We start from the raw sequence: 19174 nt of genomic DNA on the forward strand, positions 1-19174 counted from the left end.
GCGGCGTAAGTGCTCGGATCTCCGGGAAAAGGGCAGGTCCGCAGGGGAGTTGTGGTCCGGAGGTCGGCGTAACGAGGCGCAACAGAATCGGATACGGGGCGGAAATACGGGGTTGGGACGGTCGATCCAGCACAGCGAAGGGATCGACCGATGGGCTTCACCGACAACCCCAAAATGGAGGACTACTCCCTGCGGTACACACCGGCCGCATTCCGTAAATGGTCACCGTGGATGGTGTTCCTGTCCTGCCTGGTCGGGATATCCGCGATGGCGGGATACGCACTGGACGCGGCGTTCGTCGACTCGTTCGGCTTCGGCAACGCGCTGATCGGCTTCGGCCTCGCGGCGGTGGTGACGTTGCCGCTGACGATCGTGATCGCGTTCGCCATCGCCCGCGGCCATATCGATATCGACTTACTCACGCGCGGTTCGGGTTTCGGCTACCTGGGCTCGACCGTGACCTCACTGGTCTACGCGACCTACACCCTCATCTTCCTCGCCTACGAGGGCGCGATCATGGCGCAGGCGGTCACCGCGCTGACCGGATTGGACATCCACCTGTCCTATGTCGCGGTGGCGGTGGTGATGATTCCGCTGACCCTCTACGGCATGTCGTTCAGCGCCAAATTCCAGGCGTGGACCTGGCCGTTGTGGATCGCGCTGATCGGGCTCGCCCTGGGCAGCGCGGCCACCGCACCGGATGCGGGAACGCATATGGTGCACCCCGCCAGCGTGGGGCCGGCGGGCGTGGCCGGGATGTCGGTGCTGGCGATCTTCACCATCGCCGCCGCGCAGTTGTCGCTGGCCGCACAGGTGGGGGAGCAGGGCGATTATCTGCGGCTGATGCCCGATCCCGAGCGCGGCAAGCGGGGGCGCTGGCGACTGGCGGTGCTGTTCGGCGGACCGGGATTCGCGTTGTTCGCGATGGGAATCTTCTTCGCCTCCACACTGCTGGTCGGTTACGCCTCGACCACGCTGAGCCCGGGGCAGGTCGGCGTGCCGGTCGATCTGTTCACCTCGGTCTACCAGCGGGTCACCGGTAATCACACCAGTGCGTTGATCCTGGCCGGAACACTGGTGCTGCTGTCGCAGATCAAGATCAACATCATGAACACGTACTCGGGTTCGCTGTCGTGGTCGAATTTCTTCTCTCGGCTGCTGCACCGTCATCCGGGCCGCGCCGCCTGGGTCTTCCTACAGGTCGGCCTTTCGTTGGTACTCATGGAGATCGGCATCTTCGACCACATCGTCGAGGTGCTGGCCTGGTACTCCAACATCGGCATCGCGTGGATCGCGGCCATGGTCGCGGATCTGGTGATCAACAAGCGCTGGCTGAAACTCGCACCGCCACAACTGGTCTTCCACCGCGCCCACCTCTACAACGTGAACCCGGTCGGCTTCGGATCGATGGTGATCGCGGGCGCGGTGTCGATGATCGCCTACTACCGCGTGTTCGGTTCCACGGCCGCGGCGCTGTCACCGTTCGTGGCACTTGTTCTGGCACTGGTGCTGCCGCCGCTGATCGCGTGGGCGACCAAGGGCCGCTGGTACATCGCCCGGATCTCCGAACTGCCCGAGCACGACGGCGAACTGCCCTGCTCGGTGTGCGAGGGCGACTACGACGTGGTCGACATGGCCACCTGTCCGTTCCACGGCGGCACCGTGTGCTCACTGTGCTGCTCGACCGAGGGCTCCTGCCGGGACGCCTGTAAATCCAATGCCTGGCGGCCACCGAAAGGTGCTGTGCCACTGGGCATGCCAGCGGTCGTCGGTACCGCACAACCCGAATTGGAGGTGGCGCGATGAAAGCGCTGATCGTCGTCGACATGCAGAACGGCTTCTGCCATCCGGACGGCTCACTGCCGCGGCTGGGGATGGCTCTGTCCGGGGCCGAGGCCGCGGTCGCCAATACCGCCACGGCTGTGGAGCACGCCCGACGCACCGGGATGCCGGTGGTCTTCACCCGGCACGTGTACAGCCCCGGCTATCTCGATCAGGGACCGTGGATGTGCGCCCGGACACCGGACCTGTCCTCGGTCGACGGCCTGCTCGCGGGTAGCTGGGACGGTGACGTGGTGGACGAACTCGGGTGTGGCCCAAAGGATCTTGTGGTCGACAAGGTACGGATGGACGCGTTCCAGTGGACCTCGCTCGACCAGCTGCTGCGCGGCCTGGGCGTGACGGAGCTGGTCGCCTGCGGCGTGGTGACCAACTTCTGCGTCGAGTCGACCGTGCGCTCGGCGGCCATGCGCGATTTCGAGGTGACGCTGCTGCACGACTGCTGCGCCGCGCAGACCCCGCGCCTGCACGAGATCGGCATCGAGATCATGCGCGACTGCCGTTTCGCCGAGGTCGTCTCGGTCGCGGACTTCGCGCAGACGGCGGTGGCGGCATGAGCGCGCGCACCGGGTTCGTGCCGGAGCCGATTGCCCGAGAGGTGCGACATGATCGTGCTCACCCGTAACACCCCGGTCACGGAGGGGAGATCGCTCGGCAACGGCGGTTGCTTACCGTCCAGGGGTATGCGGACTGCGGCCGGAGGGCAGCGGGCCCACGATGTGCGTCGGCTGCGGGACATATTGCGTGCTACGGTGCGCGGCGGCGGGTATGCGCGCGGTCAGTTGCCCAGTGAGAGCGAGCTGATGACCGCCTATCGGGTGTCGCGGGCGACCGTGCGGGCCGCCCTGGCGCTGCTGCGCACCGAGGGGCTGATCGAACGGACCCAGGGGATCGGCACGCACGCCGTCCTGAAACCGGTGACGACCTCGCTGCCCGAGGCGCACGGGGTGATGAAACCCTCTATGGGCAGCATGTTCAACCACCGGATGCGGCCGCGGGAACTGGATCGCTCGATGGTCCCGGCCCCGGGCGCCATCGCCGAACGGCTCGAAATCGCCCCGGGCACACCGTGTCTGCGGCTCGAGTACGTGGCGTTGCACGAGGACGAGCCGCTGGCGATCGCGACGAACTATGTCCGCTGTCCCGAGGCGATCCAGCTGCTGGACACGCCCTTCGTCTCCGACTGGTACCAACTGCTCGCCGATTCCGGTGTGGCGCTGTCGGATTCGGAATTCGTGATCGACTGCGAACCGGCCGACGCCCCGTTGGCCGCCGCGCTGGGCGTTCGGGAGGGGACGCCCCTGATCTCGATGGAACAGATCATCTACGACCTCGGCGGCCACCCGTTCGACGTCGCCTTCATTCACACGCGCGGGGAACGGTTTCGATTCGTCTCACGCGCCAGCAGTAGCAGGGAGTTGTCATGACCGACATACCACTCACTCTCACCGACGCGGCAGCGGCACTGCGCGCCGGAACGACCACCTCGGTCGCCCTGACCCGCGCCGCGATCGCCGCGGCCGATGAATTCGACGGCACCGTAGGCGCGTATCTGGCCCGGTTCGACGAGTACGCGCTCGAGCGTGCCGCTGCGGCCGACGCCGACCTCGCGGCCGGGCAGGATCGCGGCCCGCTGCACGGAATTCCCGTGGGCGTCAAGGATATTCTGGCCATGGCCGAGGGGCCCACGACCGCGCAGAGCCTGATCCTGGACCGGGAGTGGGGTGCGGGCAAGGACGCGCCGGTCGTCGCGCGGCTCAAGGCGGCCGGTGCCGTGCTCACGGGTAAGACCACGACGATGGAATTCGCCTGCGGTATGCCCGATACCACCAAACCCTTTCCGGTGCCGCGCAATCCGTGGGATCCGGCCACCTGGCCCGGCGGGTCCAGCTCGGGTACCGGAATCGGCGTCGCGGCGGGGATGTTCCTGGCCGGAATCGGCACGGACACCGCGGGCAGCATCCGGATCCCGGCCGCGTTCTGCGGTGTCAGCGGGCTGATGCCGACATTCGGCCGGGTGCCCAAATCCGGTTGTGTGCCACTGGGTTACAGCCTCGACCACATCGGTCCGCTGGCGCGCAGCGCGCGGGATTGCGCGGCGATGCTCGAGGTGCTCGCCGGTGCGCATCCCAGCGATCCGGACTGCGTGGACGCCCCGTTCGCCGCACCGGAATGGGCCGGGGATCTGACCGGTGTGCGGATCGGGGTGGTGCGCGAGGGGCACTTTCCCGAGCTGAGCGATCCCGCGCTGGTCCCGACCTTCGACGCGGCCGTGGACGTGCTGGTGCGCGCGGGTGCGGACGTGCGCGAGGTGGTGCTGCCCTATCGGCAGGAGATGATCACCGCCGACATGATCACGATGGGATCCGAGGCGCTGGCCTATCACCGCACCGATCTGTCGCAGCGGTGGGACGACTATTTCGTCGCGACTCGGGCGATGCTGGCGATCGGCGCTCAGGTGTCGGGCGCGGATTACGTTCAGGCACAACGGGTCCGGAGTGTCGCCCAGAATGCGGTGGGCGAGCTGTTCGACAGCGTGGACGTGGTGGTCTGCCCGACCGCGGCGGTCGGTGCGCCTACCTTCGAATCGATCACCGGCCCGGGCGGTCAGACCGATGTCGGGACGCTGTTCAGCCTGATCCACACCCCGTACTGGGATTCGGTCGGTAATCCGGTACTGGCCGTGCCCATGGGTTTCACCGCGGCCGGACTGCCGCTGTCCATGCAACTGGCCGGACCGGCCTTCGGCGAGGCGGAGATCCTGCGCGTCGCCGACGTATTCCAGCAGGCCACCCAGTGGCATCTGCGGGCGCCCGAACTCGCCACCGAAGGAGCTGCGGCATGAACGAGATCATGAAGACCCTGCTCGACGCGGCACAGCTGCCCGCGTCCGAGGACGAGATCACCGCCTATGCGGCTGGATTCGCCGATCAGCGGGCCGCGGTCGATGCCCTCTACGCGGTGCCGGACGCGCGGTACGCCGCCCCGGCGCTGCATTTCCGGGCCGCTTCGCGGATCGCGGACTGGGCGAGCTGAGGTCCTGCGAGTAGGCGGCCTGCCTCTTGCCTGTTGAATGTGCCGTTAAATGACGGTACATTAAATAACGGTAAGAGGCGGATCCGTCGGGCGGGGCATGGTCTCGGGCGATAAGCGGATCCGAACACGTTGTGCACGTAAGGAGTTCGCATGTCTCGAAATGTCGTTCCGCTGGGCGCGCGGCGCACGCTGTCCCGTGCGGCCGTCGCGTTCGTCATCGTCGCGACGCCGGTCGCGGTCGCGGTCCCGGCCTTCGCCGCTCCGGCCGCCGGAATTCCGGTGACCCCGGCTCCCGCGGCCACCGCACCCGCCACCCCGTCGGCCGATCCGGTGCATCGCGGCTGGGGGCATGGCGGTTGGGGTCATCCCGGTTGGGGGCGTCCAGGTGGCTGGGGTCATCACGGCTGGGGTTGGAATCAGTGGCGTGGCGGCGGCTGGGATCAGTGGGGCGGCGGCATGTTCTCGCCATACCCGTACGGTGGCATGTTCTCGCCGTACGGATACGGCGGCATGTCCACCGGCAGCGCCATGTGAGCGCGGCGCATCGCGGGGCGGAGCCGTCGCCGGCGTGGATCGGCGGCGGCCCGGGGTCCTCAGCGCCGCCAGAAGAAGTGGTGCACCATACCGCTCGGGCTGGGGATCTGCTCCAGGTGGAAGCGGTCGGTGAGTTCCTCGGGACTGGACCACAGCCGCTCGCCACGGCCGATCTCGATCCGTCCCACCGCGATGTGCATCTGATCGATGAGATCGGCGTCGAGAAATTCCCGCACCGTGTTCACCCCGCCGCCGATGCGCACGTCCTTCCCGTCGGCCGCGGCGAACGCCTGTGCCAGCGCCTCCTTCGGTGACGCGTCGAGGAAGTGGAATGTGGTCTCGCCCAAGGTGAACGACGGTCGCACGTGGTGGGTGAGCACGAAAACCGGCGTGTGGAACGGGGGTTCCTCGCCCCACCAGCCCTGCCAGTCGTAGTTCTCCCACGGGCCGCGTTGCGGGCCGAATTTGTTGCGCCCCATGATCTCCGCGCCGATGTTGTTGTGGAAGTCGCGGGCGCAGTAGTCGTCCAGGCCGTAGGTGCCGCCCGGTTCGGTGCGGTTCGGCCAGTGTGCGGTCGCGCCTGCCCAGGCGAACAGTTCGGACGGATCGGCGTGGCCGAACGGCCGCTCGAAACTCTGCCCCTCCCCGGCTCCGTAACCGTCGCTCGACAGGGTGAAGTTCTGGACGCGGACCAGCTGTGTCATTCGAAACCCCTTCTGATTGCAATCTGCAGTCGGGAGACTAGCTGCGCGGGAGGCATCGGGGGGGCGAGCCGATGCCTGAGGGTGGCGTTCTCGCGGAATCGACCGCGGCCTACGAGGATGCGGTCGCCGCGCGGCATAGGTGCGCGGGCCTGGCGGGCTGAGCCGCCGCTATCTCATTTCTCCCGAGTTTGTGACGGCGTGGTGAGCAGATCGATGACGGCGTGCGCCTCCTGTGCGGTGGGGATGGGTAGGCTGTCGCGGCCGTGGATCAGGCCGATGCCCAGATAGACCATCGCGCCCGCGCGCAGGCGGGCCTGGGCGGTGTCGAAACCGAGTTCGAGCATGGTCTGCTCGACGATGTCGAAAACCTTGCGCTCGAGCGCCTGGACCGCGCCGGCCACCTTGGCGTCGTTGCGCGCCCATTCGCGCACCGTGGCCTCCACGATCCAGGTGCTCGGATCGACCAGCAGTGTGGCCATCTGCTCGATGCGCTGTTCGACGGGGATGGAGTCGATGGCGCCGAGGGCGCGCACGGCGTCGCTCTGCACGGCGCTCCAGCGGTCGGCCATCGCCTTCATCAGCTGCTGGATATCGTCGAAATGCCAGTAGAAGCTGCCCTTGGTGACGCCCAGTTCGGTGCACAGCCGGGGAATCTTGATGGCGGACACGCCTTCTCGCGCGAGCATGGCCAGCGCGCCGTCGACCCAGTCGTCGTAGGACAGGCGCGGGCTGCGGCTGCGACCGCTGCGCTGGGCCTGCGCCTTCTTCGATCTCCGCGGCCGCGCATCGGATTCCGGCTCGGTTCCGGTGCTCGGTTCCGGAGGGCTGTCTGCTGCGCTCACGTCTTCGATGCTAGGCCAACGATCGGTCGGGCCATTGCATGCACGGCTTGCGGCGCAGGTGAGGGGGCTGAATTCACGGGTTCTCCGATTCTGCTCGCCCGGTGGTCGCGGCTGTGTACCATTCAGCGAAGTACCGTGGACTATACCAAAAAGTATGATGGGACAGGATGTGCGATGAGGCCATCCGAGGAGGACCAGCGATGGGCGCGATCGGCCGCCGGAGATTTCTGCGGCGCGCCGGAATCGGTCTGGCCGTCGCCGGAATGTACGGCCGCGCAGGGAATCTCGCGTCCGCCGAGCCGCCCGCCCTGCCGCCGAGTCCGCTGCTGTTCCACTCCCCGCCGATGCGGCCCTTCGTCGACGAGATGCCGCGGTTGCCGGTGCTGCGCGGCGATGCTCTGGAGCTGAACGCCGTGACGACGACGCACCGATTCCATCGCGATCTGGGGCCCGCGCCCTCGCTCGGGTACGGCGGAATGGAGTATCTGGGCCCGACCATCGAACATCGCGTGGACGAGCCGCTGACCCTGCGGTTCGGCAACCGGATCGGCGCGCACCCCTTCGCGGCGGATATGGACACTACCGTGCACGGGGTCGGGGAGCACTACCGGACCTCGCCACCGTGTTCGTTCCATCTGCACGGCGGGGTGACCCCGCCGGACAGCGACGGGCATCCCGAACGGCTGGTCTTCCCCGGACAGAGCCTGACGCACCACTTTCCGCTGCGCCAGTACGCCGCCAACCTCTGGTATCACGACCACGCGATGGGCATCACCCGCGCGAACGTCTACGCCGGGCTGGCGGGGATGGTGCTGCTGCGGGACGAATTCGACACCGGCGCGCCCGGCAATCCGCTCGGACTGCCCGCGGGTGAGTTCGAGATCCCGATGGTGTTGCAGGAGAAGCTGTTCAGCGCCGACGGGCAGCAGAGCCTGCGTTCGACGGTCGTCGTGCCGCAGGGCGCGTGGGAGGGCGGCGGCGTCGGCGACGTGGGGCTGGTCAACGGCGTCGTGTGGCCGGAACTCGAGGTCGCCCGCGGGCTCTACCGGTTCCGGGTGCTCAACGCGGCCTCGTTCAGTCTGTGGAATCTGTTCTTCGGCAATCGAATGCGGTTCTGGGTGATCGGCAATGATCACGGCCTACTGGATCGACCGGTGCCGGTGCGCAACCTGCTGCTCGAGCCGGGGGAGCGGGTGGATCTGCTGGTCGACTTCTCCGGACTCGCACCGGGGGAGACCGTCGAGTTGCGCAATGACGAGGCGCCGGTGTTCCAGGCCGCGATGCTCGGTGAGGTCGCGATGCCGCTGTTCTGCCGATTCCGCGCGGCGAGCCGTCGCGGGTTCACCGGGCCTGTGCCGCAACGACTTCGGGGAGCCGCGGGCCTGCCCGCGGCGATGCCCGCGCTGGAGAGACCGGCCGTCGTGCGGAACGTCACCGTCAGCCAGCCCTACGCCGTGCGCATGCCACCGGCGATCATGGTGCTGAACAACCTCACCTTCGACGACCCCGAGATCGAGTTGCCCCGCCAGGGCACGGTCGAGCAGTGGAACATCGTCAACATCACCCCCGATCCGCATCCCATCCACATCCACCTGGTCAACTTCCGCATCCTGGGCCGAACCCCGTTGCGCACCATCGACTATCAGCTGGCCAACCCGCAGCCGCCCGTCGGAGTGAAGTGGACCCCGTCGGCGGAGAACTTCCTCGGCGGACCCGAACAGCCGCCTGCCCCATGGGAATCGGGCTGGAAGGACATCGTCCGGGCCGAGGGCGGCACCGTCACCAGAATCATCGTCCGATTCCCCACCGCCGAAGAACTCGGCTTCGACCCGGACGCGACATTCCCCAGCGTCCCCATGCAGCACACCGGAAACAACATGGCGGCAACGCATTCCATGCCCGGCGGCGAACTACAGGGCTACGTCTGGCACTGCCACCTGCTCGACCACGAGGACCACGAGATGATGCTGCGCTACCGGACGGTCCGCGAATGAACGCCCGCATCGCATCGCCTCGCGCGGAGCATGGATGGCATCGCCGTGAGCCACGGTGGCGTGAGCGCCGCAATTGTCGGCTGACGATCTCGCGAAAGGCCGGGCGAACGGCACCGTGTGGTCACTCGGGCCGCGGCCGGGGTCGACGGCCCTGCGTCGACTCTGATCGATGAGCTCGGACCGCTGCTGGACACCCAGACCGTCACCGGGGATCGGATCCGGCAGTGGGCCTCGTCGCTGGCCGCGCTGACCGGGACATTGCGCACCGTGGACGCACACCTGCGCGGCGTCATCGCCCAGGCCGGACCGGCTGCCGACGAGGTCACCGCCCTGTTCACCCGGCTGCGCCCGACCCTGCCGCTGCTGCTGTCCAATCTCGTCACCGTGGAACAGGTTGCGGCCGTGCACAACCCGTCACTACAGCAGATTCTGGTGCTCTATCCGCCGCTGATCGCCGCGCCCGCTGCGGCCGTACCCGCACAACCGGCCGCCGCGGTCACCACCTACACCCCGACCGACGGCAGCTACGTCGGCGGCGCCGGCAAACTCTACGCCGATGGGTCTGCGCCAGAACAATTCGGGGCATCCCCTCCGACTGCCCACCCTGCTCGCTCCACCACCGTGAAGGTCGATCGCGACTTTCACGGCCGATGTCGTTGCGGTGGAGCATGATTCGAGTCGGCCGTGGTTCGGGTCGAGCTGTTGTCGGCCCGCGAGCGCGGTCGCGGCAGGGGCTACTCCGAGGCCGGCTCGGAGTCCGTCGGTGTCCAGGTGTCGGCGGTTTCGCCGGTGGCCAGGAAGATGGTGCGGCGGCCCACCTCGACGGCGTTGTCGGCGAAACGTTCGTAGTAGCGGCCCAGGAGGGTGAGGTCGACCGCGGCGGTGACGCCGTAACCCCAGTCGGGATTCAGGACCAGGCCCAGGAGTTCCTCGTGGAGGTGGTCCATGGCGTCGTCCTGGGCGTCCAGGGTGGCCGCGGACTCCGGGTTGCCGGATTCGAGGACCGCGGCGGCGCTGGTGGCGATCTCGACCGCGGCCTCGCCCATGCGAGTGATCAACGGCCGCACGGGATCCGCGACGACGAAGTCCGGATGACGACGGCGAGCGCTGACCGCGACGTGACCGGCCAGCGCGCCCATCCGCTGCAGATTCCCGATCAGCTGGATTGCGGTCACGACCTGCCGTAACTCACTCGCCACGGGCGCCTGCAGCGTCAATAGTCGAATCGACTCCTGCTCTGCCTGCTGCGCCATGGTCTCGACGCGAGCGGCGGTATCGATCGCGGCTTCGGCCAGTTCGATATCCGCCGTCACCAGAGCCTGCGTCGCATCGGCGATCGCGGCCCTGTCCTGAAGGCAGATCAGTTGCTGCAGCTGTGCCAGCTGCCGCAGGTTCTCGTGGTAGTCACCGCGCATACCCGATTCAATCGCATTCGGGTTCGCGGCGCGTCACCACCCCGGGGGATTCGCCGATCGGATTGGGCTGCGGTTCAGTCGTTACGAAACTGTTCGGCTCGACCCTGCACCCGCTGGGAGAAGGTTTCGGTCCATGCGGCGGTCTCCCCGGCCTCCTCACCGAGCCCGCCGCGCCGCCCGGGGACCGCGGATCCCTTGGGGCGGGATCGCTGCGCGATCTTCCGCACGTTCCAGGCGAGGTAGTCCGGCACGCTCATGCCCGCGCACACGGCCGCATCGCACAGGGAATCCCAATCGAAGCTGTCCACGGTCACTGTCACAGTGACATCTCTGGTCGCCATAACGGAACACCATAGACCTCCAAGCAGAACGCGGTGCGCGACATTGCCGAGTTCATACGGTGTCCAGCTTGCTGACCAGCCAATGTTCACCGACCTCTACCAGTTCCAAACGCAAACTGCTGGACATGGTGGGGCTGATTGAGATCGTCCGCGGTCGTGACCTGACTGACGAAGACGAGCGCGACCGCGTGTCCGGAATCCGCCGAGACGACCGACGTGGCGGTCACCGTCGCGGTGGAACTCGTATGGCGTCCCGTAGCCGCCGGAACGACCACGTCGGTGCCGAGCTTGTCGAAATAGGTGGCGAAGTCTCCGGTGAGGTGAGAGTGCGCCCGCGCCAGATCCGCGGTGACGGTATCGGGTTTGTAGGACAGGACCGCAGCGGCCGCGTCGGCGGCAGCGGGTCCGACTTCGCGGTCGGCCGCCGTGAGCACGCGGAGCCGCCAGACCCGCGGTTCGTTGTTCGCGCCCGTCGCATCGGTGACTCGGGAGGTGGCGGCCACGAGTACCTTCGCGTCGTCGCCGGAGATCGATTCGATTCCGGCCGCGCTGACGGTTCCGGTGGTCGAGACGTGTGCCTGCTTCACGACGGCGGTGAAAGCGGCTGAGCGGGAACCGAAGTCGCCGTGGAAGGTGCTCGTGGACGCGGCGAGGATTCGGGCGCGTAGGCTCGCCGGCGTCGTCGCCGTCCGCACCTCTCCAATACATACTCTGGTGTACCGTCTGTGCGTACTATAAAGTACGGTGCGCGCGATCGCGATGCAGATCGCACCGACGTGGATCGCATTTTCGGTGGGAAAAAGATCAGGAGGCCGACGTTGGCCGGGACTGTCGAAGAACACTTCCAGCGCATGCCGTATCGCCCGGCGCAGGACGGGAAGGTGGAGATCCACTCCGGACTGAGTCGCCACTATCCGACCCTGCACGGCAATCTCGTGACGCCCCAGGGGTTTTCGCGCGATCTGGTGGTGCTGATGGCGCATCCGGCCTCGAATTTCCTGTCCCACTTCCTGCTGGAGGCCTTCGCCTCGGCCGGTATCCCGATCATGGGCATGAACACGCGCTACTCGTCCAATGAGCCCGCATTGCTGATGGAGCGTGCGGCGGAGGACCTCGGGACCGGCGTGCGCTGGCTCAGGGAACAGCACGGCTTCGCCCGCGTGGTGCTGCTCGGTTTCAGCGGCGGCGGTCCGCTGGTGTCGTTCTATCAGGGGCAGGCGGAGAATCCGACCATCACCGAGACGCCCACGGGCGAGCCCGTCGCGTTACAGGACGCGATAGCGGCGGACGGTGTGATGCTGGTCGGTGCGCACGCCGGGCGCGCCCGGGTGCTGCTGAACTGGATCGATCCGGCCGTGGTCGACGAATCGGATCCGTATCGCACCGACCCGGCCCTTGACCTCTACGATCCTGCCCGGACGCTCCCGCTGGATCGGGACTGGGTGCGCGAATACCGGCAGGCCCAGCATCGACGCGTCGAGCGGATCGACGCCTGGGCGCTCGAACAGGTGGAACTGTCCAAGGATCGGCCCGGCGCGGACCCGGGGCGCGTGGTGCACCGCACGGTCGCCGATCCACGCTTCGTGGATCCGACGCTGGACCCCAGCGACCGGGAACCGGGCAGCATGTACGGCGATCCGAGCATCGCCAATCAGGGGGCCGGTGGACTGGCCCGGTTCGTCACCGCGCGCAGCTGGCTGAGCACGTGGAGCGTGAACCACTCGCGCGCCGACGCGCTCACCGATCTGACTTCGGTCAAGGCGCCGACGGTGGTGATGTGCCTGCGCGGCGATCAGGCCGCCTTCGTCAGCGATTCGCGCGAAATGCACGCCGCCAGTGCGGATCCCGGTGCGGAGCTGATCGAGATGGCTGACCTCGATCACTATCTGGTCGATCAGCCCGAGGGGTTGCCGACGATCGTGCGGCGGCTGCGATCCTGGCTCGACGACCGCGTCCTGAGCGCGTAACCGGCTGCGGCACAAGATGACCGAGTTGCGAACGAATCCAAGGAGAACTCGATGACGGTGCAGGTCCAGCCCGCACGGGCCGATGAGCCGACGCGCTGCCCGAGCGCCTTCCGATACTGGGACGCGCGGCGCAGACCCGGCGTGCGGCGGCTCGAGCGGATCTTCAGCTCGCTCACCGGCCGTGCGCTGTTCCCGACCGACGAGCAGGCGCGCGCGCTGTGCGCAGACCTGTTCAGCGGCGACCCGGTCGCCGAGCGGTTCGTCGCGGAGGTCATGCACGGCGAGACCGGTTCCGAGCGCGGCCGCGAGATGCTCAACCAGGCCCTGAAGACCGGAATCGCCACGGTGCCCGACGCGCCGGAGGCCATGCGCGAGCTGTTCGCCGAGTTCGAGACCGTACCGGACTGGGTACGGCCGGAACTGGTCGAACAGGGCGCGGCCATCTGGCGACGCTGGGGCACAATGCTTTTCAGCTTCGCCGGAGCCGAGACTCTGGAGATGTACACCGAATCGGCCGTCGCCACTCCGCTGTCGCTGGCCGGGGGATACGCCGGTGACAGCGCGCTGCGCCGGTTCCTGGAGACCTGCCGGTTCTGGATGGACGTCTCCCAGCCCGGCGGCCTGCTCACCCTCGGCGCGCAGGGCCGCGCGACGGCGCTGCGGGTGCGCATCATGCACGTCTCGGTACGCGCCCGCGTCGCCGAACATCCCGAATGGGAGATCGACCGGTGGGGTCTGCCGATCAGTCAGACCTATCAGCTGCTGACCCTGCTGGGTGGCAGCGTCACGCCCGGACTCGGGTTGTGGGCGTTGGGATATCAGACCACGCCCTCGGAAATCCGTGCGCTGCTGCACTTTCAGAAGTACATGGGTTATCTGCTGGGCGTCCGGGTGGCCTGGTATCCCGAAACGGTGCTCGACTCGCTGCGGGTGCTGGCCATGACCATCGCCTCGCGCTCGTACGACGCCGGGCAGCACGGCGCGGAGCTGATCGAGTCCTATCCCTCGGCCTTCGCACCCCGCGACGGCCACCGCGGCCTGACCCGGCTGCGCGAGATGTACAACTTCCGGATCAACTCGGTGTATTCGGCGATGTACATGGCTCCGGGAACCCGTCGCAAATACCGTATGCCACCGGCATTTCCGTGGATCGCCATCCCGATCGCGCGATTCCCGCTGATCACCGCCATGGAACTGGCCCGCCGGTCCTGTCCGGCGTTCGCGCGGCGGCACGAGAAGCTCATGCTGTGGCATCGCGAGAACTGGTATCGGGCCCAGATGCAGGGCCGCGAAGCGAAATTCGATGCCAGCGGCGCACTGCGGCGATGAATCCGACTCTCTCCCAACGAAAGTGACCATGAGCACTACGGACATCATCGAAGCGTGGAACGGCCCGGGTCGCCGGGACGGCGAGCTGACCGCGGTCGAACCGCGCCACAACGCATTACATCCCGCGTCGAGCAAACTCGCCTTCGAGCACTGGTATTTCGATGCCCGGCTGGACACCGGGCACGTGGTGGTCGGGTTCCTCACCAAACGCCGCCCCGAGGATCTGCCCGGAGCCAAGCCGTGGGTCGAGTTGATCGTCTACGCCCCCGATGGGAGTCGGCGGCAGGTGGCCAAGCGGTATCCGCGCACTGCGGCGAGTTTCGGCACGGACTTCTTCGACGTGCGCGTCGGAGACAACCACGCGCACAGCGAATTCCGGGACGACGGGCTGCCGGTGCATCACGTCCACCTGGCCGAGGACGGTCTGGTTTTCGATCTGGAGTTCCGCAACGAACTGCCGAGTTGGATGCCGGGGCAGGGTGAGACGCGTTTCGACGCGCAGAACTCCTTCGGCTGGGCGGTCGGCGCACCCCGCGCCCGCGTCACCGGAACCGTGCGGATCGACGATACGGTCCTGTCGGCGCAGGGCCGGGGTTACGCCGACCACAACTGGGGCGTCGGCGATATGAAGAAGATCATCGACCGCTGGCACTGGGGCAGGCTGTACGACCAGGAATACTCGCTGCTGTTCGCCGACGTGCTGACCCAGCCGCGGCGCGGATCACACGAGATCGCGCCGCTGATGCTTGCTCGTGACGGGCAGATCGTCCTGTCGACAGGCGAGACCGTACTCACCGAGGGCCCCAAGCGATTTCATCCCGTCGCGGGCCGGGAATATCCGGAGTGGATCGAACTGCACGTGCCCGATCGGCTGGATCTGCGGCTCACGGTCGAATCGGTCATCCACGCGCACGACATCATCGACGATTTCCCGATCGTGCGTTCACGGCTGATCAAACCGCTGGTGTACCGGGCGATCGGGCATCCGGCGTACTTCCGCTTCCGGTCCGGGTTCGAATTGTCCGTGCACGAGGGCGGGCGCACCGACGTCCGCACCGGCACCACTCTGCACGAACTGGTGGCGCTGAAATGAGTTCCACGAATCGGCGCGCGGATCCGTTGTACCTCAACGGATTCGGCAATCAACATCAGACCGAGGCCGTCGAAGGCGCACTGCCGCGCGGGCAGAACTCGCCGCAGCGCGCACCCTTCGGGCTCTACGCCGAGCAGATGTCGGGCACGGCGTTCACCGAACCACGGGCGGTGAACCGGCGCAGCTGGCTCTATCGCATCCGGCCCTCGGCCGCGCACCCGCCGTTCCAGCGCATCGACAACCGCACCTTCCACAGCGCGCCGCTCGACGGCGTCGCGAATCCCAATCGGCTGCGCTGGGATCCCATGCCGCGCAACGGTTCCGGGGTGGATTTCCTGGACAGTGTGTACACCGTCGCGGCGAACGGTGATGTGCTGCAACGTCAGGGCATCGGGGTACACCTGTACTGCGCCACCGCTACCATGCGGGACTGCTACTTCAGCGATGCCGATGGTGAGTTGCTGATCGTCCCGCAGGAAGGGGACATCCTGGTACACACCGAATTCGGCCGACTGCTCGTCACGCCCGGTCGGATCGCCGTCGTGCCCAGGGCGATCCGATTTCGGGTCGAGATCATGGATTCCGTTGCGGCGGGCTATATCTGCGAGAACTACGGCAGCCCGTTCACCCTGCCCGAGCTCGGTCCGCTCGGTGCGAACGCGCTGGCGCACGCGCGGCATTTCCGCTATCCGGTCGCGGCGTACGAGGACATCGAGCACCGGGTCGAGGTGGTGCAGAAATTCGGCGGGAATCTGTGGTCCGCCGAATACGGCCACGCACCCCTGGACGTGGTCGCCTGGCACGGTTCGCATGCGCCCTATCTGTACGACCTGGCGGATTTCAACGCCTTCGGCACCGTCGGCTACGACCATCCCGATCCCTCGCTGTACACCGTGCTGACCTCGCCCTCGGATACGCCCGGTCAGGCGAACGTGGATTTCGTGGCCTTCCCGCCGCGCTGGATGGTGCCCGAGCACACCTTCCGACCGCCGCATTTCCACCGCAATGTGATGACCGAATTCATGGGACTGGTACGCGGCGTGCACGATTCGAAGGCGGAGGGTTTCGTGCCGGGCGGTGCGAGCCTGCACAACATGTGGGCCGCGCACGGGCCCGATCGCGAGACCTTCGAGACCGCCAGCGCCGCCGAATTGCGGCCGCAGAAGCTCGAGGGCTCATTGCCGTTCATGTTCGAGACCCGGCGGCCGCTGATCGTCACCGACCAAGCTTTCGACGCGCCGCATCGGCAGCGCGACTACGACACCTCCTGGGCCGGTCTGCGCCGGCATTTCCAGGCGCCCAGCTGAATCATCCACCACCCGAACATCTCTGCAATTCCCGGAGCGCGACATGACCGCCACCCGCCCTGCCTACGAACTGCCCGACCCGACGTTGCGGATCGGGGGCCGCAACCTCGAGGCTCGGGATCGAAACACCTATCGGTCCCACAATCCGGCCACCGGGGACCTCGTCGTCTCGATCGCCGCCGCCCAGCCCGAGGATGTGGACGATGCCGTCGCCGTCGCCCGTACCCAGTTCGAGGAGGGGGAGTGGTCGCGGATCAGCGGGGCCGAGCGCGGCCGGATCCTCACGCGCGCAGCGGATCTGATCGAACAGGATGCGGAGAATCTCGCGGCCCTGGAAGCCATCGAGATGGGCAAGCTGTTCCACGATTCGGTCGCCGGTGACATCCCCTGTGCCGCACAGGCATTCCGGCACTTCGCCGGATGGGCGGACAAGGTCACCGGAACCACCGCGCTGCTACCGGATTTCGGCCCGCAGAAGCGATTCGGCTACACGCTGCGGCAGCCCCTCGGCGTTCTCGGCGCGATCACGCCGTGGAACAATCCGGTGCTCATCGCGGCCTGGAAACTCGCTCCCGCGCTGGCTGCCGGGTGCACCGCCGTGGTGAAACCGGCGGAGGACGCGTCGCTGTCCACCATGCGTCTGGCGGAACTGCTTGCGGCCGCGGGCATTCCGGACGGCGTGGTCAATATCGTGCCCGGCCTCGGTGAGGTCGCCGGTGCGGCGCTGGCCGCCCATCCGGGGATCGACAAGATCTCCTTCACCGGTAGCCCGCGCGTCGGCAGGCAGATCCAGAGCCTGGCGGGGGACACCTTCCGCAAGGTCACCCTGGAACTGGGCGGTAAAGCGCCGCAACTGATCTTCGCCGACGCCGACCTCGAACAGGCGATGCCCTGGATCGCGATGGGCAACTTCTATCATCAAGGACAGGTCTGCGCGGCCGGAACCCGTGTGCTGGTGCACGAATCGATCCTCGATCAGGTTGTCGAGGGTCTCGTTGCCGCTGCGGAGCAGGCGCGGCCGGGTGATCCGTTCGACGCCGACAGCACCATGGGCACGATCGTCAACGCCAAACAGCTGGACCAGATCCTGCGTTACGTCGACATCGGTCGGGACGAGGGCGCGGACCTGATCACCGGCGGCAGCCGGCTGGACCGTCCCGGATATTTCATGCGGCCCACGGTCTTTCGCGGCACCAACGATCTGACCATCGCCCGCGAGGAGATCTTCGGCCCGGTCGCCACGGTGATCGGCTTCTCCACCACCGAAGAGGCCGTCCGCCTCGCCAACACCACCAAATACGGCCTCAACGCCATGATCCACACCCGCGACCTGTCCCGCGCCCTGACCGTCACCGAACAGCTGAAAGTCGGCACGGTGTGGGTGAACGGCTGGGGCGTACCGGATCCCGCGCTCCCCTGGGGCGGGCGCGCGGGCAGCGGCATCGGCCGCGAACTGGGCCGCAGCGGCATCGAAGGGGACACCGAGGAGAAAACGGTGCATATCGGCCTGTAGCTGCTGTGGACGGAGGTGTTGCGGGACAACAGTGGACGATTCGTCCGCCGACGTGCTGGTGATCTTCAACCCGGGCATCGAACGTTTCGACTACTTCAGGCTCGGTGACCGGATCCGTCGCGGTGCGGCCGACCCGGCCGAAATCCTCGCCACGCAGCAGAGATTCGACAACCATTTCGTGGACAGCCCGGTGTGGCGGCAGGCGCGCGGCGTCGATGTCCGGCCGTTGCTGAACACGGCGAAACATCGAGCGGAGTTCCCGTCCAGCAACGTTTTCGGACCCGGCCTGAAGAAGGCGCCGGGCAGGAAGGCTGAGCGGCAAGGGCTTTCACGGACGAGTCGGCATAGAGTTCGGTGGTGATCGATGTCCCGGAGAGTTTCGCGCGCGGCAAGATCGCCGGTGCGGGGGAGGCAGCGCGGGCCTGGATCGTCGCGGTGCCCGGCATCGTCGACGATCTGCTGGATCGCTGGTCGTGCACGCTCGACGGGCCGGTGCTGCACGGTGCTGTAGGGATCGTGGTCCCGGTGCGTCCTCGCGACCTGCCACCCGCGGTGATCAAGGTCTCCTACCCAGGATGGGCGGATACATCCGAAGCGGATGCCTACACCACGTGGGACGGTGCCGGTGCGGTGCGCATTCTCCGCCGTGACGACCAGCATGTCGCCATGCTGCTCGAACGCGCGTCCACCCGCACGCTCGCCACGATCGAGAATGCCGACGCGGCCGTCGCTATCCAAGGTCGGCTCACCCGCCGCCTGGCCGTCCCCGCACCTGCCGGACTGCCACGGATTTCCGATCTGGTCGACGGCTGGGAGCACGAGATCCGCACCGACGCAGCCATTCTGGGGCATCCACTGCCGCGACCGGTGGTGGACGCGGCCGTGGCCACGCTGTGTGAACTCGGCCCCGACCAACCGGACATCCTCGTGCACGGCGACCTCCATGACGCGAATATCCTTGCCGCCGAACGTGAACCATGGCTAGCGATAGACCCCAAGGTCTGCGTCGGCGATCCTGCCTACAACGCCTTCACCGTGATGTACAGTCCGCGATTCGGCAATCTGGCGGCAAGTGCGGGTCTGCGCCGCGAACTGCTCCGGCTCCTCGAGATCTATTGCGAAGCAGCTCAAATCGACGTAGCCCGAGCCCGTCGCTGGATCCAAGCAGGCGTGGTCCGCGAGGCACTCTCGGGCCGGAGGGACGGCGACCCGGATTGGCTCATCCACGCCGCCGACCAGTGGGCTTCGGCGCTGATGTGA

20 protein-coding genes are annotated in these 19174 nt (G+C 67.3%); 15 read left to right on the plus strand and 5 right to left on the minus strand.

The genetic code is table 11. The features are described from left to right. Positions 1–150: 150 nt before the first annotated feature. The 6 genes from NM2_RS34445 (at position 151) to NM2_RS50735 (ending at position 5409) form a co-directional block, all read left to right on the plus strand. Positions 151–1806 (plus strand): purine-cytosine permease family protein, encoded by a 1656-nt coding sequence (locus NM2_RS34445; RefSeq protein WP_067677743.1) that lies wholly within the window; start codon positions 151–153, stop codon positions 1804–1806. Further along, positions 1803–2396: a cysteine hydrolase family protein gene (locus NM2_RS34450; protein WP_067677744.1), complete on the plus strand. Its 594-nt coding sequence runs from the start codon at positions 1803–1805 to the stop codon at positions 2394–2396. Before NM2_RS34445 ends, NM2_RS34450 begins: the two co-directional genes overlap by 4 nt. 126 nt (positions 2397–2522) lie before the next feature. Next, complete coding sequence (locus NM2_RS34455; protein ID WP_245718348.1) at positions 2523–3266, plus strand: GntR family transcriptional regulator; 744 nt, start codon at positions 2523–2525, stop codon at positions 3264–3266. Continuing rightward, complete coding sequence (locus NM2_RS34460) at positions 3263–4684, plus strand: amidase (protein ID WP_067677747.1); 1422 nt, start codon at positions 3263–3265, stop codon at positions 4682–4684. Before NM2_RS34455 ends, NM2_RS34460 begins: the two co-directional genes overlap by 4 nt. Beyond that, positions 4681–4875: a hypothetical protein gene (locus NM2_RS34465; RefSeq protein WP_067677750.1), complete on the plus strand. Its 195-nt coding sequence runs from the start codon at positions 4681–4683 to the stop codon at positions 4873–4875. Before NM2_RS34460 ends, NM2_RS34465 begins: the two co-directional genes overlap by 4 nt. 150 nt (positions 4876–5025) lie before the next feature. Beyond that, positions 5026–5409 carry a hypothetical protein gene (locus NM2_RS50735; protein ID WP_067677753.1) on the plus strand — a complete coding sequence of 128 codons (384 nt, stop codon included), beginning with the start codon at positions 5026–5028 and terminating at the stop codon, positions 5407–5409. Positions 5410–5468: 59 nt separating this feature from the next. Here the strand turns inward: NM2_RS50735 and NM2_RS34475 are convergent, their stop codons facing one another. Both NM2_RS34475 and NM2_RS34480 read right to left on the minus strand, forming a co-directional pair. Beyond that, on the minus strand, positions 5469–6113 hold the full coding sequence (locus NM2_RS34475; protein WP_067677761.1) for a dihydrofolate reductase family protein: 645 nt from the start codon (positions 6111–6113) through the stop codon (positions 5469–5471). A 173-nt stretch (positions 6114–6286) separates the two neighbouring features. Next, complete coding sequence (locus NM2_RS34480) at positions 6287–6955, minus strand: TetR/AcrR family transcriptional regulator (RefSeq protein WP_067677763.1); 669 nt, start codon at positions 6953–6955, stop codon at positions 6287–6289. Between the two features lie 200 nt (positions 6956–7155). Here NM2_RS34480 and NM2_RS34485 point away from each other — a divergent pair, with 200 nt between their 5' ends. Together NM2_RS34485 and NM2_RS34490 are read left to right on the plus strand one after the other, a co-directional pair. Beyond that, positions 7156–8949 (plus strand): multicopper oxidase family protein, encoded by a 1794-nt coding sequence (locus NM2_RS34485; RefSeq protein WP_067677765.1) that lies wholly within the window; start codon positions 7156–7158, stop codon positions 8947–8949. Positions 8950–9066: 117 nt separating this feature from the next. After that, a complete protein-coding gene (locus tag NM2_RS34490) occupies positions 9067–9621 on the plus strand; it encodes a hypothetical protein (RefSeq protein WP_067677768.1) in 555 nt (184 codons plus the stop codon). A gap of 62 nt (positions 9622–9683) precedes the next feature. On the opposite strand, the gene NM2_RS34495 is transcribed toward NM2_RS34490, so the two are convergent. The 3 genes from NM2_RS34495 to NM2_RS53635 form a co-directional block, all read right to left on the minus strand. Next, positions 9684–10364: a phosphate signaling complex PhoU family protein gene (locus tag NM2_RS34495; RefSeq protein ID WP_067677771.1), complete on the minus strand. Its 681-nt coding sequence runs from the start codon at positions 10362–10364 to the stop codon at positions 9684–9686. A 74-nt stretch (positions 10365–10438) separates the two neighbouring features. Then, a complete protein-coding gene (locus tag NM2_RS34500) occupies positions 10439–10705 on the minus strand; it encodes a hypothetical protein (RefSeq protein WP_157121492.1) in 267 nt (88 codons plus the stop codon). Between the two features lie 86 nt (positions 10706–10791). After that, positions 10792–11631, minus strand: coding sequence for an Rv1363c family protein (locus NM2_RS53635; protein ID WP_501193638.1), 840 nt, complete (start codon positions 11629–11631; stop codon positions 10792–10794). Here NM2_RS53635 and NM2_RS34510 point away from each other — a divergent pair. The 7 genes from NM2_RS34510 to NM2_RS34540 are packed head-to-tail and all read left to right on the plus strand — an operon-like array spanning position 11524 to position 19174. After that, the gene (locus tag NM2_RS34510) at positions 11524–12672 is read left to right on the plus strand and encodes an alpha/beta hydrolase (RefSeq protein WP_245718349.1); all 1149 of its coding nucleotides are present in this window, start codon (positions 11524–11526) and stop codon (positions 12670–12672) included. The two genes, NM2_RS53635 and NM2_RS34510, sit on opposite strands and share 108 nt — an antisense overlap. A 51-nt stretch (positions 12673–12723) precedes the next feature. Then, positions 12724–14001, plus strand: coding sequence for an oxygenase MpaB family protein (locus NM2_RS34515; protein ID WP_067677783.1), 1278 nt, complete (start codon positions 12724–12726; stop codon positions 13999–14001). Between the two features lie 28 nt (positions 14002–14029). After that, positions 14030–15094 (plus strand): lipocalin-like domain-containing protein, encoded by a 1065-nt coding sequence (locus NM2_RS34520; protein WP_067677786.1) that lies wholly within the window; start codon positions 14030–14032, stop codon positions 15092–15094. Continuing rightward, positions 15091–16401, plus strand: coding sequence for a homogentisate 1,2-dioxygenase (gene hmgA / locus NM2_RS34525; protein WP_067677788.1), 1311 nt, complete (start codon positions 15091–15093; stop codon positions 16399–16401). Before NM2_RS34520 ends, hmgA begins: the two co-directional genes overlap by 4 nt. A gap of 43 nt (positions 16402–16444) precedes the next feature. Then, positions 16445–17914 (plus strand): aldehyde dehydrogenase family protein, encoded by a 1470-nt coding sequence (locus NM2_RS34530; RefSeq protein WP_067677791.1) that lies wholly within the window; start codon positions 16445–16447, stop codon positions 17912–17914. Between the two features lie 31 nt (positions 17915–17945). Then, positions 17946–18275: a hypothetical protein gene (locus NM2_RS34535; RefSeq protein WP_067677794.1), complete on the plus strand. Its 330-nt coding sequence runs from the start codon at positions 17946–17948 to the stop codon at positions 18273–18275. Further along, positions 18272–19174, plus strand: coding sequence for an aminoglycoside phosphotransferase family protein (locus NM2_RS34540; RefSeq protein ID WP_067677798.1), 903 nt, complete (start codon positions 18272–18274; stop codon positions 19172–19174). Before NM2_RS34535 ends, NM2_RS34540 begins: the two co-directional genes overlap by 4 nt.

The organism is Nocardia miyunensis NBRC 108239 (assembly GCF_001613065.1).
Taxonomy (GTDB): Bacteria; Actinomycetota; Actinomycetes; order Mycobacteriales; family Mycobacteriaceae; genus Nocardia; species Nocardia miyunensis.

Excerpts from the sequence above, each read along its gene's own strand:
- NM2_RS34495 (WP_067677771.1), bottom strand. The coding sequence starts at position 10,364 with ATGCGCGGTGACTACCACGAGAACCTGCGGCAGCTGGCACAGCTGCAG.
- NM2_RS34455 (WP_245718348.1), top strand. The coding sequence starts at position 2,523 with ATGCGGACTGCGGCCGGAGGGCAGCGGGCCCACGATGTGCGTCGGCTG.
- NM2_RS50735 (WP_067677753.1), top strand. The coding sequence starts at position 5,026 with ATGTCTCGAAATGTCGTTCCGCTGGGCGCGCGGCGCACGCTGTCCCGT.
- NM2_RS34520 (WP_067677786.1), top strand. The coding sequence starts at position 14,030 with ATGAGCACTACGGACATCATCGAAGCGTGGAACGGCCCGGGTCGCCGG.
- NM2_RS34460 (WP_067677747.1), top strand. The coding sequence starts at position 3,263 with ATGACCGACATACCACTCACTCTCACCGACGCGGCAGCGGCACTGCGC.
- NM2_RS34465 (WP_067677750.1), top strand. The coding sequence starts at position 4,681 with ATGAACGAGATCATGAAGACCCTGCTCGACGCGGCACAGCTGCCCGCG.
- NM2_RS34485 (WP_067677765.1), top strand. The coding sequence starts at position 7,156 with ATGGGCGCGATCGGCCGCCGGAGATTTCTGCGGCGCGCCGGAATCGGT.
- NM2_RS34500 (WP_157121492.1), bottom strand. The coding sequence starts at position 10,705 with ATGGCGACCAGAGATGTCACTGTGACAGTGACCGTGGACAGCTTCGAT.
- NM2_RS34515 (WP_067677783.1), top strand. The coding sequence starts at position 12,724 with ATGACGGTGCAGGTCCAGCCCGCACGGGCCGATGAGCCGACGCGCTGC.
- NM2_RS34475 (WP_067677761.1), bottom strand. The coding sequence starts at position 6,113 with ATGACACAGCTGGTCCGCGTCCAGAACTTCACCCTGTCGAGCGACGGT.
- NM2_RS34450 (WP_067677744.1), top strand. The coding sequence starts at position 1,803 with ATGAAAGCGCTGATCGTCGTCGACATGCAGAACGGCTTCTGCCATCCG.
- hmgA (WP_067677788.1), top strand. The coding sequence starts at position 15,091 with ATGAGTTCCACGAATCGGCGCGCGGATCCGTTGTACCTCAACGGATTC.
- NM2_RS34445 (WP_067677743.1), top strand. The coding sequence starts at position 151 with ATGGGCTTCACCGACAACCCCAAAATGGAGGACTACTCCCTGCGGTAC.
- NM2_RS34530 (WP_067677791.1), top strand. The coding sequence starts at position 16,445 with ATGACCGCCACCCGCCCTGCCTACGAACTGCCCGACCCGACGTTGCGG.